13 protein-coding genes and 1 tRNA gene are annotated in these 13,665 nt (G+C 70.5%); 5 read left to right on the plus strand and 9 right to left on the minus strand.

The window, feature by feature from the left end:
* The first annotated feature begins 391 nt into the window (after positions 1-391).
* The 4 genes from KOV94_RS07370 (at position 392) to KOV94_RS07385 (ending at position 4,658) form a co-directional block, all read left to right on the plus strand.
* Positions 392-2,230, plus strand: coding sequence for an AAA family ATPase (locus KOV94_RS07370; RefSeq protein ID WP_218051678.1), 1,839 nt, complete (start codon positions 392-394; stop codon positions 2,228-2,230).
* Positions 2,230-3,093, plus strand: a complete 864-nt coding sequence (locus tag KOV94_RS07375) for a GHKL domain-containing protein (protein WP_218051679.1) — start codon at positions 2,230-2,232, stop codon at positions 3,091-3,093. The genes KOV94_RS07370 and KOV94_RS07375 overlap by 1 nt, the downstream gene beginning before the upstream one ends.
* Complete coding sequence (locus KOV94_RS21195) at positions 3,086-4,486, plus strand: phosphotransferase (protein ID WP_218051680.1); 1,401 nt, start codon at positions 3,086-3,088, stop codon at positions 4,484-4,486. Before KOV94_RS07375 ends, KOV94_RS21195 begins: the two co-directional genes overlap by 8 nt.
* A gap of 34 nt (positions 4,487-4,520) precedes the next feature.
* Positions 4,521-4,658, plus strand: a tRNA-OTHER gene (locus KOV94_RS07385).
* 49 nt (positions 4,659-4,707) lie between these two features.
* On the opposite strand, the gene KOV94_RS07390 is transcribed toward KOV94_RS07385, so the two are convergent.
* The 9 genes from KOV94_RS07390 to KOV94_RS07425 form a co-directional block, all read right to left on the minus strand.
* Positions 4,708-6,327, minus strand: a complete 1,620-nt coding sequence (locus tag KOV94_RS07390) for an LCP family glycopolymer transferase (RefSeq protein ID WP_218051681.1) — start codon at positions 6,325-6,327, stop codon at positions 4,708-4,710.
* Between the two features lie 215 nt (positions 6,328-6,542).
* Positions 6,543-7,229 carry a Type 1 glutamine amidotransferase-like domain-containing protein gene (locus KOV94_RS07395; RefSeq protein WP_218051682.1) on the minus strand — a complete coding sequence of 229 codons (687 nt, stop codon included), beginning with the start codon at positions 7,227-7,229 and terminating at the stop codon, positions 6,543-6,545.
* Positions 7,230-7,315: 86 nt separating this feature from the next.
* A complete protein-coding gene (locus KOV94_RS07400) occupies positions 7,316-7,585 on the minus strand; it encodes a metal-sensitive transcriptional regulator (RefSeq protein ID WP_218051683.1) in 270 nt (89 codons plus the stop codon).
* 63 nt (positions 7,586-7,648) lie between these two features.
* Positions 7,649-7,768, minus strand: a complete 120-nt coding sequence (locus KOV94_RS21450) for a DUF8730 family Cys-rich protein (RefSeq protein ID WP_504739650.1) — start codon at positions 7,766-7,768, stop codon at positions 7,649-7,651.
* A 34-nt stretch (positions 7,769-7,802) separates the two neighbouring features.
* Positions 7,803-9,620 (minus strand): FAD-dependent oxidoreductase, encoded by a 1,818-nt coding sequence (locus KOV94_RS07405; protein ID WP_218051684.1) that lies wholly within the window; start codon positions 9,618-9,620, stop codon positions 7,803-7,805.
* A gap of 178 nt (positions 9,621-9,798) precedes the next feature.
* A complete protein-coding gene (locus KOV94_RS07410) occupies positions 9,799-10,314 on the minus strand; it encodes a putative immunity protein (protein WP_218051685.1) in 516 nt (171 codons plus the stop codon).
* A 59-nt stretch (positions 10,315-10,373) separates the two neighbouring features.
* Complete coding sequence (locus KOV94_RS07415; protein WP_218051686.1) at positions 10,374-10,661, minus strand: hypothetical protein; 288 nt, start codon at positions 10,659-10,661, stop codon at positions 10,374-10,376.
* 97 nt (positions 10,662-10,758) lie between these two features.
* Positions 10,759-11,460: a ribulose-phosphate 3-epimerase gene (locus KOV94_RS07420; protein ID WP_218051687.1), complete on the minus strand. Its 702-nt coding sequence runs from the start codon at positions 11,458-11,460 to the stop codon at positions 10,759-10,761.
* Entirely contained in the window at positions 11,457-12,452 is a 996-nt protein-coding gene (locus KOV94_RS07425; RefSeq protein WP_218051688.1) for a sugar-binding transcriptional regulator, read from the minus strand. The genes KOV94_RS07420 and KOV94_RS07425 overlap by 4 nt, the downstream gene beginning before the upstream one ends.
* Before the next feature lie 110 nt (positions 12,453-12,562).
* On the opposite strand from KOV94_RS07425, the gene KOV94_RS07430 reads away from it, so the two are divergent.
* Positions 12,563-13,654, plus strand: a complete 1,092-nt coding sequence (locus tag KOV94_RS07430) for an ABC transporter permease (RefSeq protein ID WP_218051689.1) — start codon at positions 12,563-12,565, stop codon at positions 13,652-13,654.
* Positions 13,655-13,665 lie beyond the last annotated feature (11 nt).

A 13,665-nucleotide genomic window follows, 5' to 3' on the forward strand; every position in this document is an offset into this window, starting at 1 on the left:
GGGCTCGTGACAGCGCCTCGAAGAGGCGCGCCCGGACCGAGGGGATGTCACGGCGCGTGAGCCAGCCGTCCGCTCAGCCCTCCAAGGTGCTGGCCGGCCCCACCAGGGCCGGGAGGTGCACCAGTCGCCGCTGCCTCCTGGCTCGATACCGCGTCCTGCGCGCTCCAGGTCGATGACGGCGACTGACTCCTCTTGCATAGCCGATGCCGTCGCTCACGGGCAGCAGGCATGAGGCGTGTCGAGGGCCGCAAGTCGATCCCGCAGGGTGCGACCGAGCGAGCGGCGCCAACCGACCCGCCGTCCCACGAAGCGGCCGGGCGAACGGCGGTCCCTCTATCGTTAGCGCGAAGCTTTACCAGAGTCCGGTGCCGTACCCGCAAGGAAGAGGAACATGGTGAGTTGGATCTCGCGGGTTCGAGTCACGGGCGGATTCCTCGACGGTCTCGATCTTGAGTTCGCGCCCGGGCTCAACGTCATCGTTGGCCCCCGCGGCGCCGGCAAGACGACCCTGCTCGAGCTGCTTCGGCATACGCTGGCGCTCCCTCACGGGTCGGAGATGCGTGACCGCGCGTCATACCTCCGCCATGCCCTCGGTGCCGGCGAGGTCGTACTGGACTTGAGGACTGCTGCGGGAGCCGAGCGACTGGTAGTGGACGCGAGCGGCGGGGGTAGTCGTGCCGACGCGACCGCCGACCTCGCGTTGATGCTTGGCCAGAACGAGCTGGAGGAGATTGCCGACAGCGCGACGCGGCGACTCGCGCTCATAGACATGAGAGCTGGGATCAAGCCGACAACCGAACTCGAAGCCCTTGAACAACTTAGGAACATGACGGCGCGCGCCGCTGACCTGAGAGTCCGCCAGGAGGAACTCCGAGACCTGCTGAAGCAGAAGTCGTCGCTCCTAGAGGATCGCCAGCGAGCTCAGGATCGGGAGGCGGAGCTCCTCGCCCGAAGTTCAGCGGCCGACCTCGCCCCACAGCGAGCGAAACTGAACATGCTTCAGAAGGAATTGATTCGGGTAAACGAGAATCTCCGTGGTGCGACCTCGCTCAGTGCATCCCAGGCTGAGATCAGGAGAGCGACTGCGCCCGCGCGCGAAGCCGCGGCAAGGATGGTGGATCTCCCAATCGAGGCTGCCATAAGGGGCGAGGTTGATCGCCTCGCTGGCACCATCGAGCAGGCTCTTGAAGAAGTATCAGCTGCCGCCGAGCGCCTTGAGCGACTCTCCGTCGGCTCGAGCAACAGGCTCGCACAGGAAGATCTGCGGTTGCGGGCCGAGGCTGAGCCGGTTCGGGCGAGCCTTGACCAACTCGAGCGCGGCCTTGGCGCAATCACGGCGGAACTTCGCGACCTTGAAGTGCAAATTACGAGGCTCGACTCCGTCGAGCGAGAGTTGCTCGAACTGGAGGGGCTTGAGCGTCGAGTTCTGGCCGAGCGCCAGACGGCGCAGGAAGTGCTCGAGGATGCCGCGGAGCTCATTTTCGACGCGCGTGATCGTGCGGCGCGCTCAATCACTGATCAACTTGACCACCGCGTCCAGATCGCGGTCCGCCACTTCGCCGATACCAGCGCGTATCGGCGCACTTTGGCCGACTTGCTCCAAGGCAGCGGTCTGAAATACAGCGCACTCGCCGACTCGCTCGCGTCTGCGACGCTTCCCTCCGCCTTGCTGAGGTATGTCGAGCAGCGAGACGTCGACGGTCTGGCCGAGGTCGCGGGCGTCCCGCTGGACAGGGCAACTCGGATCATTGTCGCGCTTGACAAGCCTGAAGCACTCTCGAGCATTGCGGCCGCTACTTTGAGGGATGCGGTTGACTTTCGGCTGCAGGACGGCGCTACGGTGAAGAGTGCGGCGCAATTGTCGACTGGCCAGAAGTGTGCGGTGACTCTGCCGATCGTCCTAACCGACCCCGAAAGGATTGTGATCCTCGACCAGCCTGAGGACCATCTAGACAACCAGTTCCTTGTCGACCGGATCGTCACGAGTCTCGCCGCTCGAACGACCGCTGGCGCTCAGTCGATCGTCGCAACGCACAATCCTAATATTCCTGTGCTGGGAGGCGCGGCTCAGGTCGCCCACCTATCGAGTGACGGGTCGCAGGGACTTGTCGACGTTAAGGGCGCGTTCGATGCGCCGTCGGTCGTGCGGGTCATCACGACACTCATGGAGGGTGGGAGACGAGCTTTCCAGCTACGAGCACGCTTTTACGCTGAGCATGCGAGCGAATGATGAAGGACGATCTGAAGCGGCTCCTGCAGTCTGAGAGACCCTCGCACCGCTCAGTTGCAATTGATCGCCTCAGGCGGGAGGCCACTCCAGCAGACGCGAAGCTCGTGCGCGCCGCGATGACGTCCGAGACGGTCCCTGCCCTACGTCGCCAGTTGTCACAGATCGCGAGGGACCTGACCCGAGAACCGGGAACAGCGACGGCGAGCGGCGTCCCCGAGCAAGCGGGGCGCGCGACCCGACTTGAAGAGGACTTCGTGCATTGGATGCGTCACGAGCTCGAGCCGGGTATCGGTTGGCTCGCCCTGGCCGCCAGTGACGAGCTTGAGGAGTTCGACACAAGTGAGACCCGTGCGGCAATCGAAGGGCTGTCAAAGCGACTGGACAGCGTAGAAGCGCTTGTGCGCGCGAGTGCGCCACCGCGCTACGAGCAGCTTTCGCTGCTGGAGGCGCTGGAGGAAGCCGTCGAGATTAGCCGGGTGCCGAAGTCGCGCGTCGCCCTCGATGCGAGCGCAGGAGGTTCTGACAACATCACTAGTGACCCAAATTTACTGCGGCTGCTTCTTTCGAATGCCATCCGGAATAGTTACGAGGCACTACTCGACGTGCCCGGTGACCCGCAGGTGTACATCGCCTCAGGCGTGACGCCCCAGGCGTTCTGGGTGAAGATTAGCAATCGCTTCCAGGGTGCCGAATTCTCTTTCGACGAGGTCTCGGGGAAGGGTGTTTCGGCAAAGATCGGCCATCAAGGACAGGGTTTCGGGATTATGCGCATCGTCGCGGCGCGGCTGGGGTACGAACTTAGTATGGAAGCCGAGGCAGGTCTAGCCATCTTTACACTTAGGGGAGGGCGAGCCGGTGGCTAGCCTCTGGGCGCTCTATGTGGAAGACGAAGTCGGCGGAGCCGCCGATCGTTTCCAGCGCGAGATTGAGGAAGCTGGATTCGAGGTTGCCCGAGCCCATAGTGCCGCGCAGGCGAGGGCGCTTCTTGCCGAGGTCGCAGCGTCGGCGGGCATCATTGACTTGGTGGTCCTAGACCGAAAGCTGCCAGAAGAGGACGGTGGTCGGGCGGGCGAGGGTACAGGCGACGCTCTGTTTCAGGCGGTGGCGGCAGAACTCCCTGACACACCGATTATGGTTCTAACCGGCTACTCAGATGAGGATTTCGCCATACTGGTCCTCCAGCGCAGGAATGTCCTCGACGTGGGGGCCGTGGAGCCGGTGCAGCGAGTGGTCCATTTCAAGAAGGGCGCGGCCCTAGATTTTCGAAGGGCAGTAAGGGATCTCGGTGCCGCGCTCCGCGCGACTGAAGACGTATCCCTCGAAGGTCCCGTCGTCGCTCCGCCGGCGAGGCGCGTGCTCAAACGGGTCGGACAACTGTTTGATGGAGCGGTTGTGGAAGCGAAGCCGGCCGCTGGCGGACTTAGTGACGCGTCGGTGTGGATCTGTGATGTCAGAGCTTCGGACGGTCGACTGCTGACGTCCGTAGTGGTAAAGGCGGGGCATCACGGCGACACACGCCCGTCGGGCGGATTTATGGCGTGTATCCCTCCAGCGAGTGCTGCGCAGCCGATCCACCTCGTGACCGGGGCTTGCGGGGGCGCCAGCGGACATGTTGCGCCACTGGCGGGCAACGATAGCATTTCGCTTGCAGACCTGATCGCCTTGGATGAGCCCCGTGCCGTCGAAGCGGTAACTCGGGTCGTAGAGGTGTTGAGTGGCGTCGAAAGCGCGATGACAAGCCTTCCCCTCGAGCGCTTCGTCGCTCCTTTGATCGAGTGGCCACGGGCGGAGCAAATTGCGGCCGCCTTGGCGATCGAGTTGCCGAGCGGCGACTTGCCGATACCCGCGCATCTAGGGTGTTTGCACGGAGACCTACATCCCGGGAACGTGCTCCTCGTCGAGGAGCGGCCGGTATTCATCGATTTCGACCGGCAGCGCGTGGGGTCGCTCATACTGGATGGGCTCGCGTTGGCGCTCGGGGCGGTCTTCAACAAGGCTGGCCCGCTCCGTGATCGAGTGCCGTCACTCGATGAGATCCAGGCGGCGATCCTGGGGGATCAAGAGGCGTCGACGTGGTTCGGATCCTGTGCGAGCGCCTGGTCGGGGAGGGCGTTCGGGCACCGCGAGCGATGGGCGGGCGCGCTGGCCTATGCCTTGCGGCAGCTTAAGTACCGAGACGTTCTGGAGGATGAAGCACGTCGCGAACTCGCTGTGGGCCTCGCGCAACGGGCGTCGGAAGCCTTGCGCGCGTCTTAGCCTGCCGAAGTGGTGAGGCTCGCCTTCGTGGTCAGCGGTTGGTCAGCGCGCAGCCCGGAACCGGGTCATTCGGCGAACTACCCGCATGTATTTCCGCAGTTCACCGCGTTGTCCACAGTCCAAGATCGAACTTCTAGAGCGGGTGCCGGCAGTTCGAATCTGCCCAGGCGCACGTCGGTCCGGTCGACAGGCATCGAGTTGGCGTGGTGGTGGTCGCCCGTCTAGGGACCGGCAGCGAGGTGCTCGTTCAGGGTGTCACTGCGTAGCGCGTCCATCAGGATGCCGAAGGGTGCGGCGTCGGGTACCAGGGACGCGGAGTCGCCGGTGGGCATGACCGTCGTCGGGACGGGCACCACCCGTACCTCCTCGGGGCCGAGGTGGCGGACGCTCGTGAGCAGACCGACCAGCTCGGACCGGTCGAAGCTCTCGTCGACGGCGACGGACCCGGAGACGATGCCGAGCAGCCGTAGCCACGTCGCCGGGTTGCGCCGGACGTCGTCGTCCCCCAGGCGGTCGAGGATCGCGCGCAGCCACACCGCGGAGCGCTCCGCCCGCGACGTGTCGTCGAAGCCGTCCCCGCGGACCCAGACGAGGGCCTCCTCGCCCGTGAGCCGGTGACGCCCGGCGGGGAACGTCTGACCGCCCTCGACGACCAGCCTGCTGTCCAGGGCGATCTCCACGCCGCCGAGCCCGTCGGTCACCCGGGCGAACGTCTCGGAGTCGGTCAGCGCCACGTGGTCGAGGCGCACGTTCGTCAGCTGCTCGACGGTCTGCACCGCGCCGGTCGGGCCGCCCTGGGCGAAGGCGGAGCGCAGCGTCCCGGGGCCTGAACCGGGCACGTCGGCGGAGAGGTCGGGGGGCATCGCGATGACGTTCACGCTGGACCGGTCAGCCGAGATGTGCGCGAGCATGACGATGTCGGTCTGGGCGGCCGCGGCGGCCCAGTCCTGGCCGCTCTCGGTGCGGACGTCGTTCGTCGAGCCGAGCACGAGGATGGTGACGGGGGCGGGGCCGCCGGCCTCGGCCGGCGGGAGAGGGGCCGGGCGGTCCGTCAGGGCGACGGGGTCAGGGAAGCGCTCGAGCCGGTTGTCGAGAGTGCCGGCGACGACGAGTGCCCCACCCGTGGCGACCATGATCAGCAGGACCAACGATCCGAGGACCGCGAGCGCGATGTTCCGGCCGCGGTGGCTGGGCGGGGGAGTCCGGGGGACCTCCGGCGGGGGCGGGCTCGGCTGGTCGGGAGGGGTGAGCACCGTCCACGCGATGCCGTCGACCGCGGCCCGGACCTTGGCGAACGACTTCTCGTAGCCGCGTCGACCGGTCTCGCCGGGGTCGGGGACGTCGTCGTCCTCGGCCACCGGCGGGGCGGTGCCCACGCGGTGGACCGGTGCGAGCTGGGCCAGCGCGGACAGGCGCGCCGCGACTTCACCCTCGGGCAGGGCCGACGGGCCGAGGGATGTGGCGACCCGGGCCAGCTCGCACAGCGTGAAGGTCCGCCGGACCGCCGCGGGAACCTTGCGGACCACCGCCGAGCGCTCGTTCCGGGTGGCGGTGAGGACGAGGTCGGCCTCCGCCACCATGGTCGCGTCGACCTCCCGCGCGTGGTGGCCGTCGACGGCGAGGCCCTCGCGCGCGAGGAGCTCGTTGAGGTGCTCGGGGACGGGGTCGTCCGGAGCGACGTCGATCCCGGCGCTCGTCACCGTCACGGCGCTGTCGTCGCCGAGCCGAGCGCGCAGGAGTCGTTCGGCCGCGAGCGAGGGGCCCACGTCCGTGGCGCCGACCAGCAGCACGTCGAAGTGGTTCGCCACTGCCGTCGTCGGGACGGCACCGGACGGGCCCATCGAGCCAGTGTGTGGGGACATCCCGGACGCCCGCTATAGAGGTCTTCGGGGCAATTGTCCGTCGCGAAGAAGCCACCGTCCCGGCTGCGCGCCACCGCTGCATCTCGCGAATCTGTCCCTCTCCTGATGCCACTGGTCACGGGCCCGAGCGCACGGTGATGACGTCGCATCAGGTCGGCGAGACGTCGAGGGTGCTGCTGGTGATCCGGACGCGACTACGGGTGCCGTGCCGTCGAGGATCCCGCCTCGAACCGCCTCCACCGGCCTTCGGAGACGACGGCGGCAGAGCCGTCGAGGACGGCGATCGCGGTCCGCTCGTCGAGGACGTACGACGGGACGTCGAGGTCGGCCGCCCAGCGTTCGGCGTCGGCCATGGTGTTCGTCGGGAACGCGTCGAGGTGGGGGAAGATCGCGAAGTCGACGAGGCCGAGGGTGCGGTCGTCAGGGGCGCCGGGCCATTCGACGAACAGGTCGCCGATGCGGGGTGTCATCACCATGCTGCCGGCGCTGACGCCGACCCAGACGGTGTCGGGCATCGACGGGAAGAGGTCGTCGAGGCCGGACTCGCGGATCCAGTGGGCGAGGTAGGTCGCGTCACCGCCGTCGACGAGGAGGGCGTCGGCCTCGCGTACCCAAGGGATCCAGCGGTCGGGGCCGATGGTCGGCAGGGCGGTGAGCTCGAGGATGCCGAGGGACGCCCAGCCCAGGCCGGTGAGGTGCTCGGCGCCCGACCCCGCGGCCACCGTCCTCTGCACCGACGACGGCCCGCACATCGGGTGTCCCCACTGCGCGGTCGGGACGACCAGCGCGTGGCTCTCCTCGATCGGCTTGCCGAGCATCTCGACGAGCGCGGCCCGGATCGACGGGTTGGTCACACCGCCGGACGTGAGCAGCAGCTTCAACGCAGGCCTCCAGGTCGCGCACGAGAACGGAGCGGTCGACGTAGAGACTGTCGGGCCCGCCCGGACTCAGCGGCAACCGGAGGACGTCATGCGAGGGAGAGGAAGAGCTTCTCCAGCTTGGCGACGTCGAGCGTGCCCTCCTGGCCGTCGGCGCCGGGGGTCATGCACTGCTTCATGCCGGACGCGATGATCGCGAACCCGGCGCGGTCGAGCGCGCGGGACACGGCGGAGAGCTGCGTGACGACGTCCTCGCACTCGCGGCCCTCGTCGAGCATGCGGATGACGCCGGCGAGCTGGCCCTGCGCGCGCTTGAGACGGTTGGTGACGCTCGTCATCTCGTCAGGGTCGAGCTGCATGGCGGTTCTCCTCGTCGGACGCGTGTGGCGACGATACCCCCGCGGGTACCGGCTGGAGCGAGGTCAGCGCGGGCAGGTGCAGCGGTCGGCGGGCGGGACCGCGCCCATGACGTCCTGGGCGTGCATGCCGCAGCCGTCCCAGGTGGTCTTGCCGCAGGTGGGGCAGGTGACGGGGTAGCACATGGTGGTTCTCCTCAGGGAAGGGCGGAGCAGGGGGTCAGGCGGACAGGGACGGGTGGACGGCCTGCAGGGTCTGCCAGCCGCCGGAGAGGTTGCGGGCGTCGAGGCCGACGCCGCGCAGGATGCGGGTCGCGAGGTAGGAGCGGACGCCGCTCGCGCAGTGCACGCTGATCGGGCGGCCGTCGGCGGCGGTACGGACCTCGTCGAGGCGGTCGCGCAGCTCGGTGTGCGGGACGTGCAGCGAGCCGGGCAGGTGGGCGGCGGTGCGCTCCTTCGCCGAGCGGACGTCGAGGACCAGGGTCGACGCCATGACCTCAGCCAGCTCCGTCGCCTGCCACTGGGGCATCGTGCCGTCGAGCGCGTTCTGCGCGACGAAGCCGAGCATGTTGACCGGGTCCTTCGCCGAGCCGTACGGCGGGGCGTAGGCGAGCTCGAGCTCGGCCAGGTCGTCGGCGGTCATGCCCGCGCGCAGCGCCGTCGCGAGGACGTCGATGCGCTTGTCGACACCCTCGCGGCCGACGGCCTGGGCGCCGAGGAGGCGACCATCGGGCGAGAACGACGCGACCAGGTGCACGGCTGCCGCGCCCGGGTAGTAGCCCGCGTGGTGGTTCGGGTGCAGGTGGACGACCTCGTGCTCGATGCCGGCGCGCAGGAGCGTGGCCTGGCTGGCGCCCGTGACGGCTGCGGTCAGGCCGAAGACGCGGACGATCGCCGTGCCGAGGACGGCGGCTTGCGGGGTCGTGCGGTGGCCGAGCATCGACTCGGTGGCGCGACGGCCCTGGCGGTTGGCGGGACCGGCTAGTGGCATCGGGCCGGCGTCGCCGGTGACGGCCTGACGGACCTCGATGGCGTCGCCGACGGCCCAGATGTGCGGGTCGGACGTGCGGTGGTCGGCGTCGACGCGGATCGCGCCGCGCACCCCGAGGTCGAGGCCGGCGTCGCGGGCCAGGTCGCTCGCGGGGCGCACGCCGACGTTGACCACGACGAGGTCGGCGTCGAGCGCCGAACCGTCGGAGAGGGTCACGGTCACCTGCCCGTCGGGGGCATCGGCAGGACCAGACGCGCTGCTCGTCGCGCTCGTCGCGCGGTCAGTCGCGGCCGCGCTCGACGGGACGGAGGTGGCGGCCGGGCCGGCATCCGCGACAGAGGTCGCCGACACGCCGAGGTGCAGCGCGACGCCGTGGGCCGTGAGCTCGTCGGCGAGCAGGGGAGCGAGCTCGGCATCGAGGGGCGGCAGGACGTGGTCCGCGAGCTCGACGAGGTCGACCTCGAAGCCGCGCTTGACGAGCGCCTCCACGGCCTCCAAGCCGATGAAGCCGGCGCCGACGACGACGGCCCGCGGGGGACGCGTGCCCGTCGCGCGGGCGAGCACCTGGTCGACGCGGTCGCGCAGGGCGTCGACGTCGGGGACCGTCCGCAGCGCGTGGACCGCGGGGTGGTCGAGGCCGTCGATCGGCGGGCGGACCGCGACCGCGCCGGGCGCGAGCAGCAGGGCGTCGTAGGGCAGCGCGTACGCACCGTCGGCGGTCGCGACGGTCACCGTGCGGGCGGCGCGGTCGATCGCGGCGGCGCGGTGGCCGGTGCGGACGTCGAGGTTGAGGGCGGCGCGCAGGCTCTCGGGCGTGTGGAGCAGCAAGTCATCGCGGTCCGCGATCTCGCCGGACAGGTGGTACGGCAGGCCGCAGTTGGCGAACGACACGTACGGCGACTGCTCGAGGACGACGATCTCGGCCGACTCGGACAGCCGACGGGCCCGGGCGGCGGCGCTCATGCCGCCCGCGACGCCACCGACGATCACGAGGCGGCGCGGGGCGTCGCTCGGGTGCGCGGGGAGAGGGGCCTCGGTGCTGGGCATGGGTCGACGATACCCCCGGGGGTATTTGATCATCAAGCCGCGGCGTCCGTGAAGCCTGGCACAGGAAGCCGACGCGCGCCGGAGCGGAACCGCCGAGCCGGCCCGCAGTCCGCAGCCCGCAGCCCGCCCCCGGACGCCGCGGCTGCGCAGGGAGCGCCGTCGTCGACACCACCCGGTCTCAGTCGGAGAAGACGCCCCAGCAGATCGCGTTGCGCCGACGCTGGTCGTCGAGCACGAGGTCCCGCAGGTCATCGGGGATCAGGTCGCGCTGCCACCGCAGCTCGGCGACCCGGGTGGCCTCGCGCTCGGCCTCCGGGACCTCCGCCGTCGCGGCGCGGATCGCGTAGGCGGCGGCTCCCAGGTCGTGCGCGGCGACGTGCGCGACCGCGACCGCCTGACCCGCCGAGAGGGCGGCGAACCGCGCGGGGTCCGGCAGCCCGCGACCGGCGGCGTTGGCCCGGAAGGCCGAGTCGTGCGCCTGCCGCATGGTCGCCTCGCCACGCGTCCAGGCGTGCCCGATGCGCAGCGCCTCCGCGGGGCGGTCGTCGTCGCTCTCGCGCTCGAACAGCGGCAGCACGTGCTCCGCGCACGCGAGCGCCCAGCGCGCGAGCAGGACGTGGTGCTCGTCGGTCAGCGTGCCGCCGCGACGGATCGTGATGAGCCGGGGGTCGCGTTCGCGCGGGAGGATCGGCACGCGTTCATCCTGGCGCAGAGGGCTGACGTGCGCGTTCGGGCTGCGACCGCCCGGTGGCGTCAGTCGTCCTCGCGCTGGATCAGCTCGAAGAACGGGGGTGTGTGGCCGCCCGGCGTGGCCGGGAGCGGGTACTGGAAGGCGAGGTTCGACGCGTCGAGGGCCGCGAAGAACTCCTCCCACGTCGCGCGCTCGGCGCCGTGCCCGCTCGGGCCCTCCGGGAAGATGACCGCGGGCATGCGCGGGTCCTCCGGGTAGACGGCGCGGATCAGCGCGGGGACCGCCTGGTGGCCTTCGACGAACCGGCGGATCTCGTCGGGGTCCGTCGTGGTCCTGGTCAGATCGCTCATCGTGCGCTCCCGTCGTCGGCGACGGTCCCATGCTCCCGCCGGGAGAGCGTCGCCGCAGCCGGGAGCCTCCGCGGCACGTCCCTCCGCGGTACGGGCCTCAGCGGCGGGCGGCCGTCCCGCCGACGGGTGCGGCGCTCGCGGTCTCCAGCCAGGACGCCGGGTCGGGGGCGCCGCACAGGGCGGAGCCGCTGACGACCCAGGTGGCGCCGTGCGCGGCGCAGTCGTGCGCGTGGTCGAGCGTGACGCCGCCGTCGACGCCGAGCGCGCGGCGACCCGCGCCACGGCCGACCGCCGCGACGCCACCGCCGGCGTCAGCATCGCGGCCACCTGCGAGCGCGTCGAGACGGGACAGCGTCGACGGCAGGAACGTCGAGCCCGCCTGGCCGGGGGTGATGGACATGACGAGGACCGCGACGTCGGGTGGGAGGTCGTCGAGGGCGGAGAGCGGCGTCGACGGGGAGATCGCGACGCCAGCCCGGCGCCCGGCGGAGCGCACCCGCGAGACGGCCGTCGCCCAGCCCGCGGCCTCGACGTGCACGATCACGGTGTCGCACACGGCGGTCCACGCGTCGACCTCGGCGAGCGGGTCGCACACCATGAGGTGCGCCTCCCCGGGCAGGCCGGTCAGGTGGGACAGCCGGGACACGGTGTCCGGGTCGAAGCCGCCGGGCGCGGCGAAGACCCCGTCGGACACGTCCCAGTGCCAGCGCGTGAGCCCGGCGGCGGCGAGGCGCACGGCCTCGCCGGCGAGGCGGTCGGGCGGGGTGGACCAGAGCGACGCAGCGACGACCAGCGTCACGAGCTCGCCCCTGCGTCGCCACCCTCGACGGGCGCGACCCGCGGCAGCGCGAGCAGCGCCTCGGCGAGCGCACGGTCGGTGACGAGCTCGGTGCACAGCCCGGCGCGGACGATCGCGGCGACGGCCTGCGCCTTCTGCGCCCCGCCGGCGGCGGCGACGATGCGCGGGATGGCGCGCATCTGCGCGAACTCGATGGTCACGCAGCGGTCCTGGAAGTGCGGGGCGACCAGGTCGCCGGAGTCGGAGACGAGCAGCGACGCGACCTCCGCGCGCACGCCCGACTCCAGCAGGGCGGAACGCTCGGCGTCGCTGATCGTGCGCAGGAGCTGCGAGTCCGGCGGCTCCCACGAACCGACGGACACGACCGCGGTCGTCACGGAGTCGAACATGCGCAGGGCGGCGGCGACGTCGGGCTGGCGGCGCAGCGCGTCGGCGGTGCGGGCGTCGTCGACGACGAGCGGCGCGAAGATCGGGCGCGCGGTGCCGCCGGAGCGCAGGGCGACGCGGCGGACGATCTCGACGGGCGACTCGTCGAGGTCGGTGCCGATCGCGCCGGTGAGCTGGACGACGTCGACGCGGGGGAGCGGCGGCAGCGCGGCGCTCATGGCGGTGAGCGTCCGGCCCCAGGCCAGGCCGAGCACCTCGCCCTCGCGCAGGGTCGCGCCGAGGACCTGCGCGGCGGCCTCGCCGACCTGGTGGCGGACGGCGTCGGCGTCGCCGCTGGTCTCGACGACCGTCACCGACGTCAGGCCGAGGTGCTCGCGCAGCGCAGCCCCCAGCGCCGGGTCCTGCAGCCCGTCGGCGTGGATGGTGATCGTGACGACGCCGGTCGCCTTCGCGTGCTCGAGCAGGCGCGCGACCTTGAACCGGGACACGCCCAACTCCTCCGCGATCTGCACCTTCGACACGTCGTCGACGTAGTAGCGCCGGGCCGCCAGGACCATCAGTCCGCGGTCCTCGGCGCCGTTGCCGCGCACCTCACTCTCGCTCATGTGAGCACCATAGCGCGCTCGAACGTTTCCCAATCGTGATCTGGCCGAGTTGATCCGAGCGAGAACCGCGACGTAGTGTCGAAGCCAGATGAGCAACGCACGGTGCTCATATGAGCAAGAACACAGGCTGCGAGGAGGCAGACATGGTGAAGCGCCGCCGGATCCCGGAGGAGCTCGGCATCGGCGTGGTGATCGTGCTCGTCGCGGTGATCTTCAGCCTGATGTCCCCGACGTTCCGCACGTTCGACAACGCCAACCTGCTGCTGCTCAACGGCACGGTCATCGCGTTCCTCGCGATGGGCCAGGCGTTCGTGCTGCTCACCGGCGGCATCGACCTGTCGACCGGCTCGAACGTCGCCCTCACCGGCATGGTCGCCGCGCTCCTCATGCGCAACGGGCTGCCCTGGTGGGCGGCGGCGCTCGCCGCGCTCGCGGTTGGCGCGTTCGTCGGCGTCATCAACGGCGCGCTCATCCACTACCTGAAGCTGCCGCCGTTCATCGTGACGTTCGCGGCGTTCGGCGTCGCCGCGTCGATCCCGCTCATCCTCACCGGCGCGAGCTCCGTCAACGTCGCCGACCCGATGTTCGCGATCATCGGCCGCGGGTCGCTGTTCGGGATCCCCATGCCGGTTGTGCTCGTCGCGGTGTTCGCGATCGTCTTCACGGTCCTGCTGCGGCTCACCCCGACCGGCGTCCACATCTACGCGGTCGGCGGCAACGCCGAGACCTCGCGCCTGTCGGGCATCCCGATCGGCCGCGTCACGATGCTCGTCTACGCGGTCTCCGGGCTCTGCGCGGGCATGGGCGGCCTCATCGTCACGTCGCGCCTCATGGTCGGCTACCCGTCGGCCGGCTCGGGCAACGAGCTCTTCTACTCGATCGCCGCGGCGGTCGTCGGCGGTGTCAGCCTGTTCGGCGGGATCGGCTCCCTGCCCGGTGCGCTGCTCGGCGCCGTCCTCATCGCGACCGTGTCCAACGGCATGAACGTCGTCGGCGTCCAGTCGTACTGGCAGCCGCTCGTCATCGGCCTGATCATCCTCGGCGGCGTCATCCTCGACACCTACCGCCGCCAGTCGTCGCTCAGCGACCTGTTCCGCCGCCACCTGCGCGGCGGGCCCCCCAGCGGCACCGACGCCACGGGCACCCCCGCCACCGCGACGCCCGCCACCCCCGTCACCGCGGGCACCCCCGACCACCGGTGAACCCGGCACGA

Origin of the sequence: Cellulomonas algicola (assembly GCF_019024305.1) — a bacterium.
In the GTDB taxonomy this organism is placed as follows: domain Bacteria; phylum Actinomycetota; class Actinomycetes; order Actinomycetales; family Cellulomonadaceae; genus Cellulomonas; species Cellulomonas algicola.

What these genes read in the sequence shown, in the direction of transcription:
- KOV94_RS07370 (WP_218051678.1), top strand. Translation starts at nt 392, where the DNA reads ATGGTGAGTTGGATCTCGCGGGTTCGAGTCACGGGCGGATTCCTCGAC.
- KOV94_RS07375 (WP_218051679.1), top strand. Translation starts at nt 2,230, where the DNA reads ATGAAGGACGATCTGAAGCGGCTCCTGCAGTCTGAGAGACCCTCGCAC.
- KOV94_RS07390 (WP_218051681.1), bottom strand. Translation starts at nt 6,327, where the DNA reads ATGGGCCCGTCCGGTGCCGTCCCGACGACGGCAGTGGCGAACCACTTC.
- KOV94_RS07400 (WP_218051683.1), bottom strand. Translation starts at nt 7,585, where the DNA reads ATGCAGCTCGACCCTGACGAGATGACGAGCGTCACCAACCGTCTCAAG.
- KOV94_RS21450 (WP_504739650.1), bottom strand. Translation starts at nt 7,768, where the DNA reads ATGTGCTACCCCGTCACCTGCCCCACCTGCGGCAAGACCACCTGGGAC.
- KOV94_RS07405 (WP_218051684.1), bottom strand. Translation starts at nt 9,620, where the DNA reads ATGCCCAGCACCGAGGCCCCTCTCCCCGCGCACCCGAGCGACGCCCCG.
- KOV94_RS07415 (WP_218051686.1), bottom strand. Translation starts at nt 10,661, where the DNA reads ATGAGCGATCTGACCAGGACCACGACGGACCCCGACGAGATCCGCCGG.
- KOV94_RS07425 (WP_218051688.1), bottom strand. Translation starts at nt 12,452, where the DNA reads ATGAGCGAGAGTGAGGTGCGCGGCAACGGCGCCGAGGACCGCGGACTG.
- KOV94_RS07430 (WP_218051689.1), top strand. Translation starts at nt 12,563, where the DNA reads ATGAGCAAGAACACAGGCTGCGAGGAGGCAGACATGGTGAAGCGCCGC.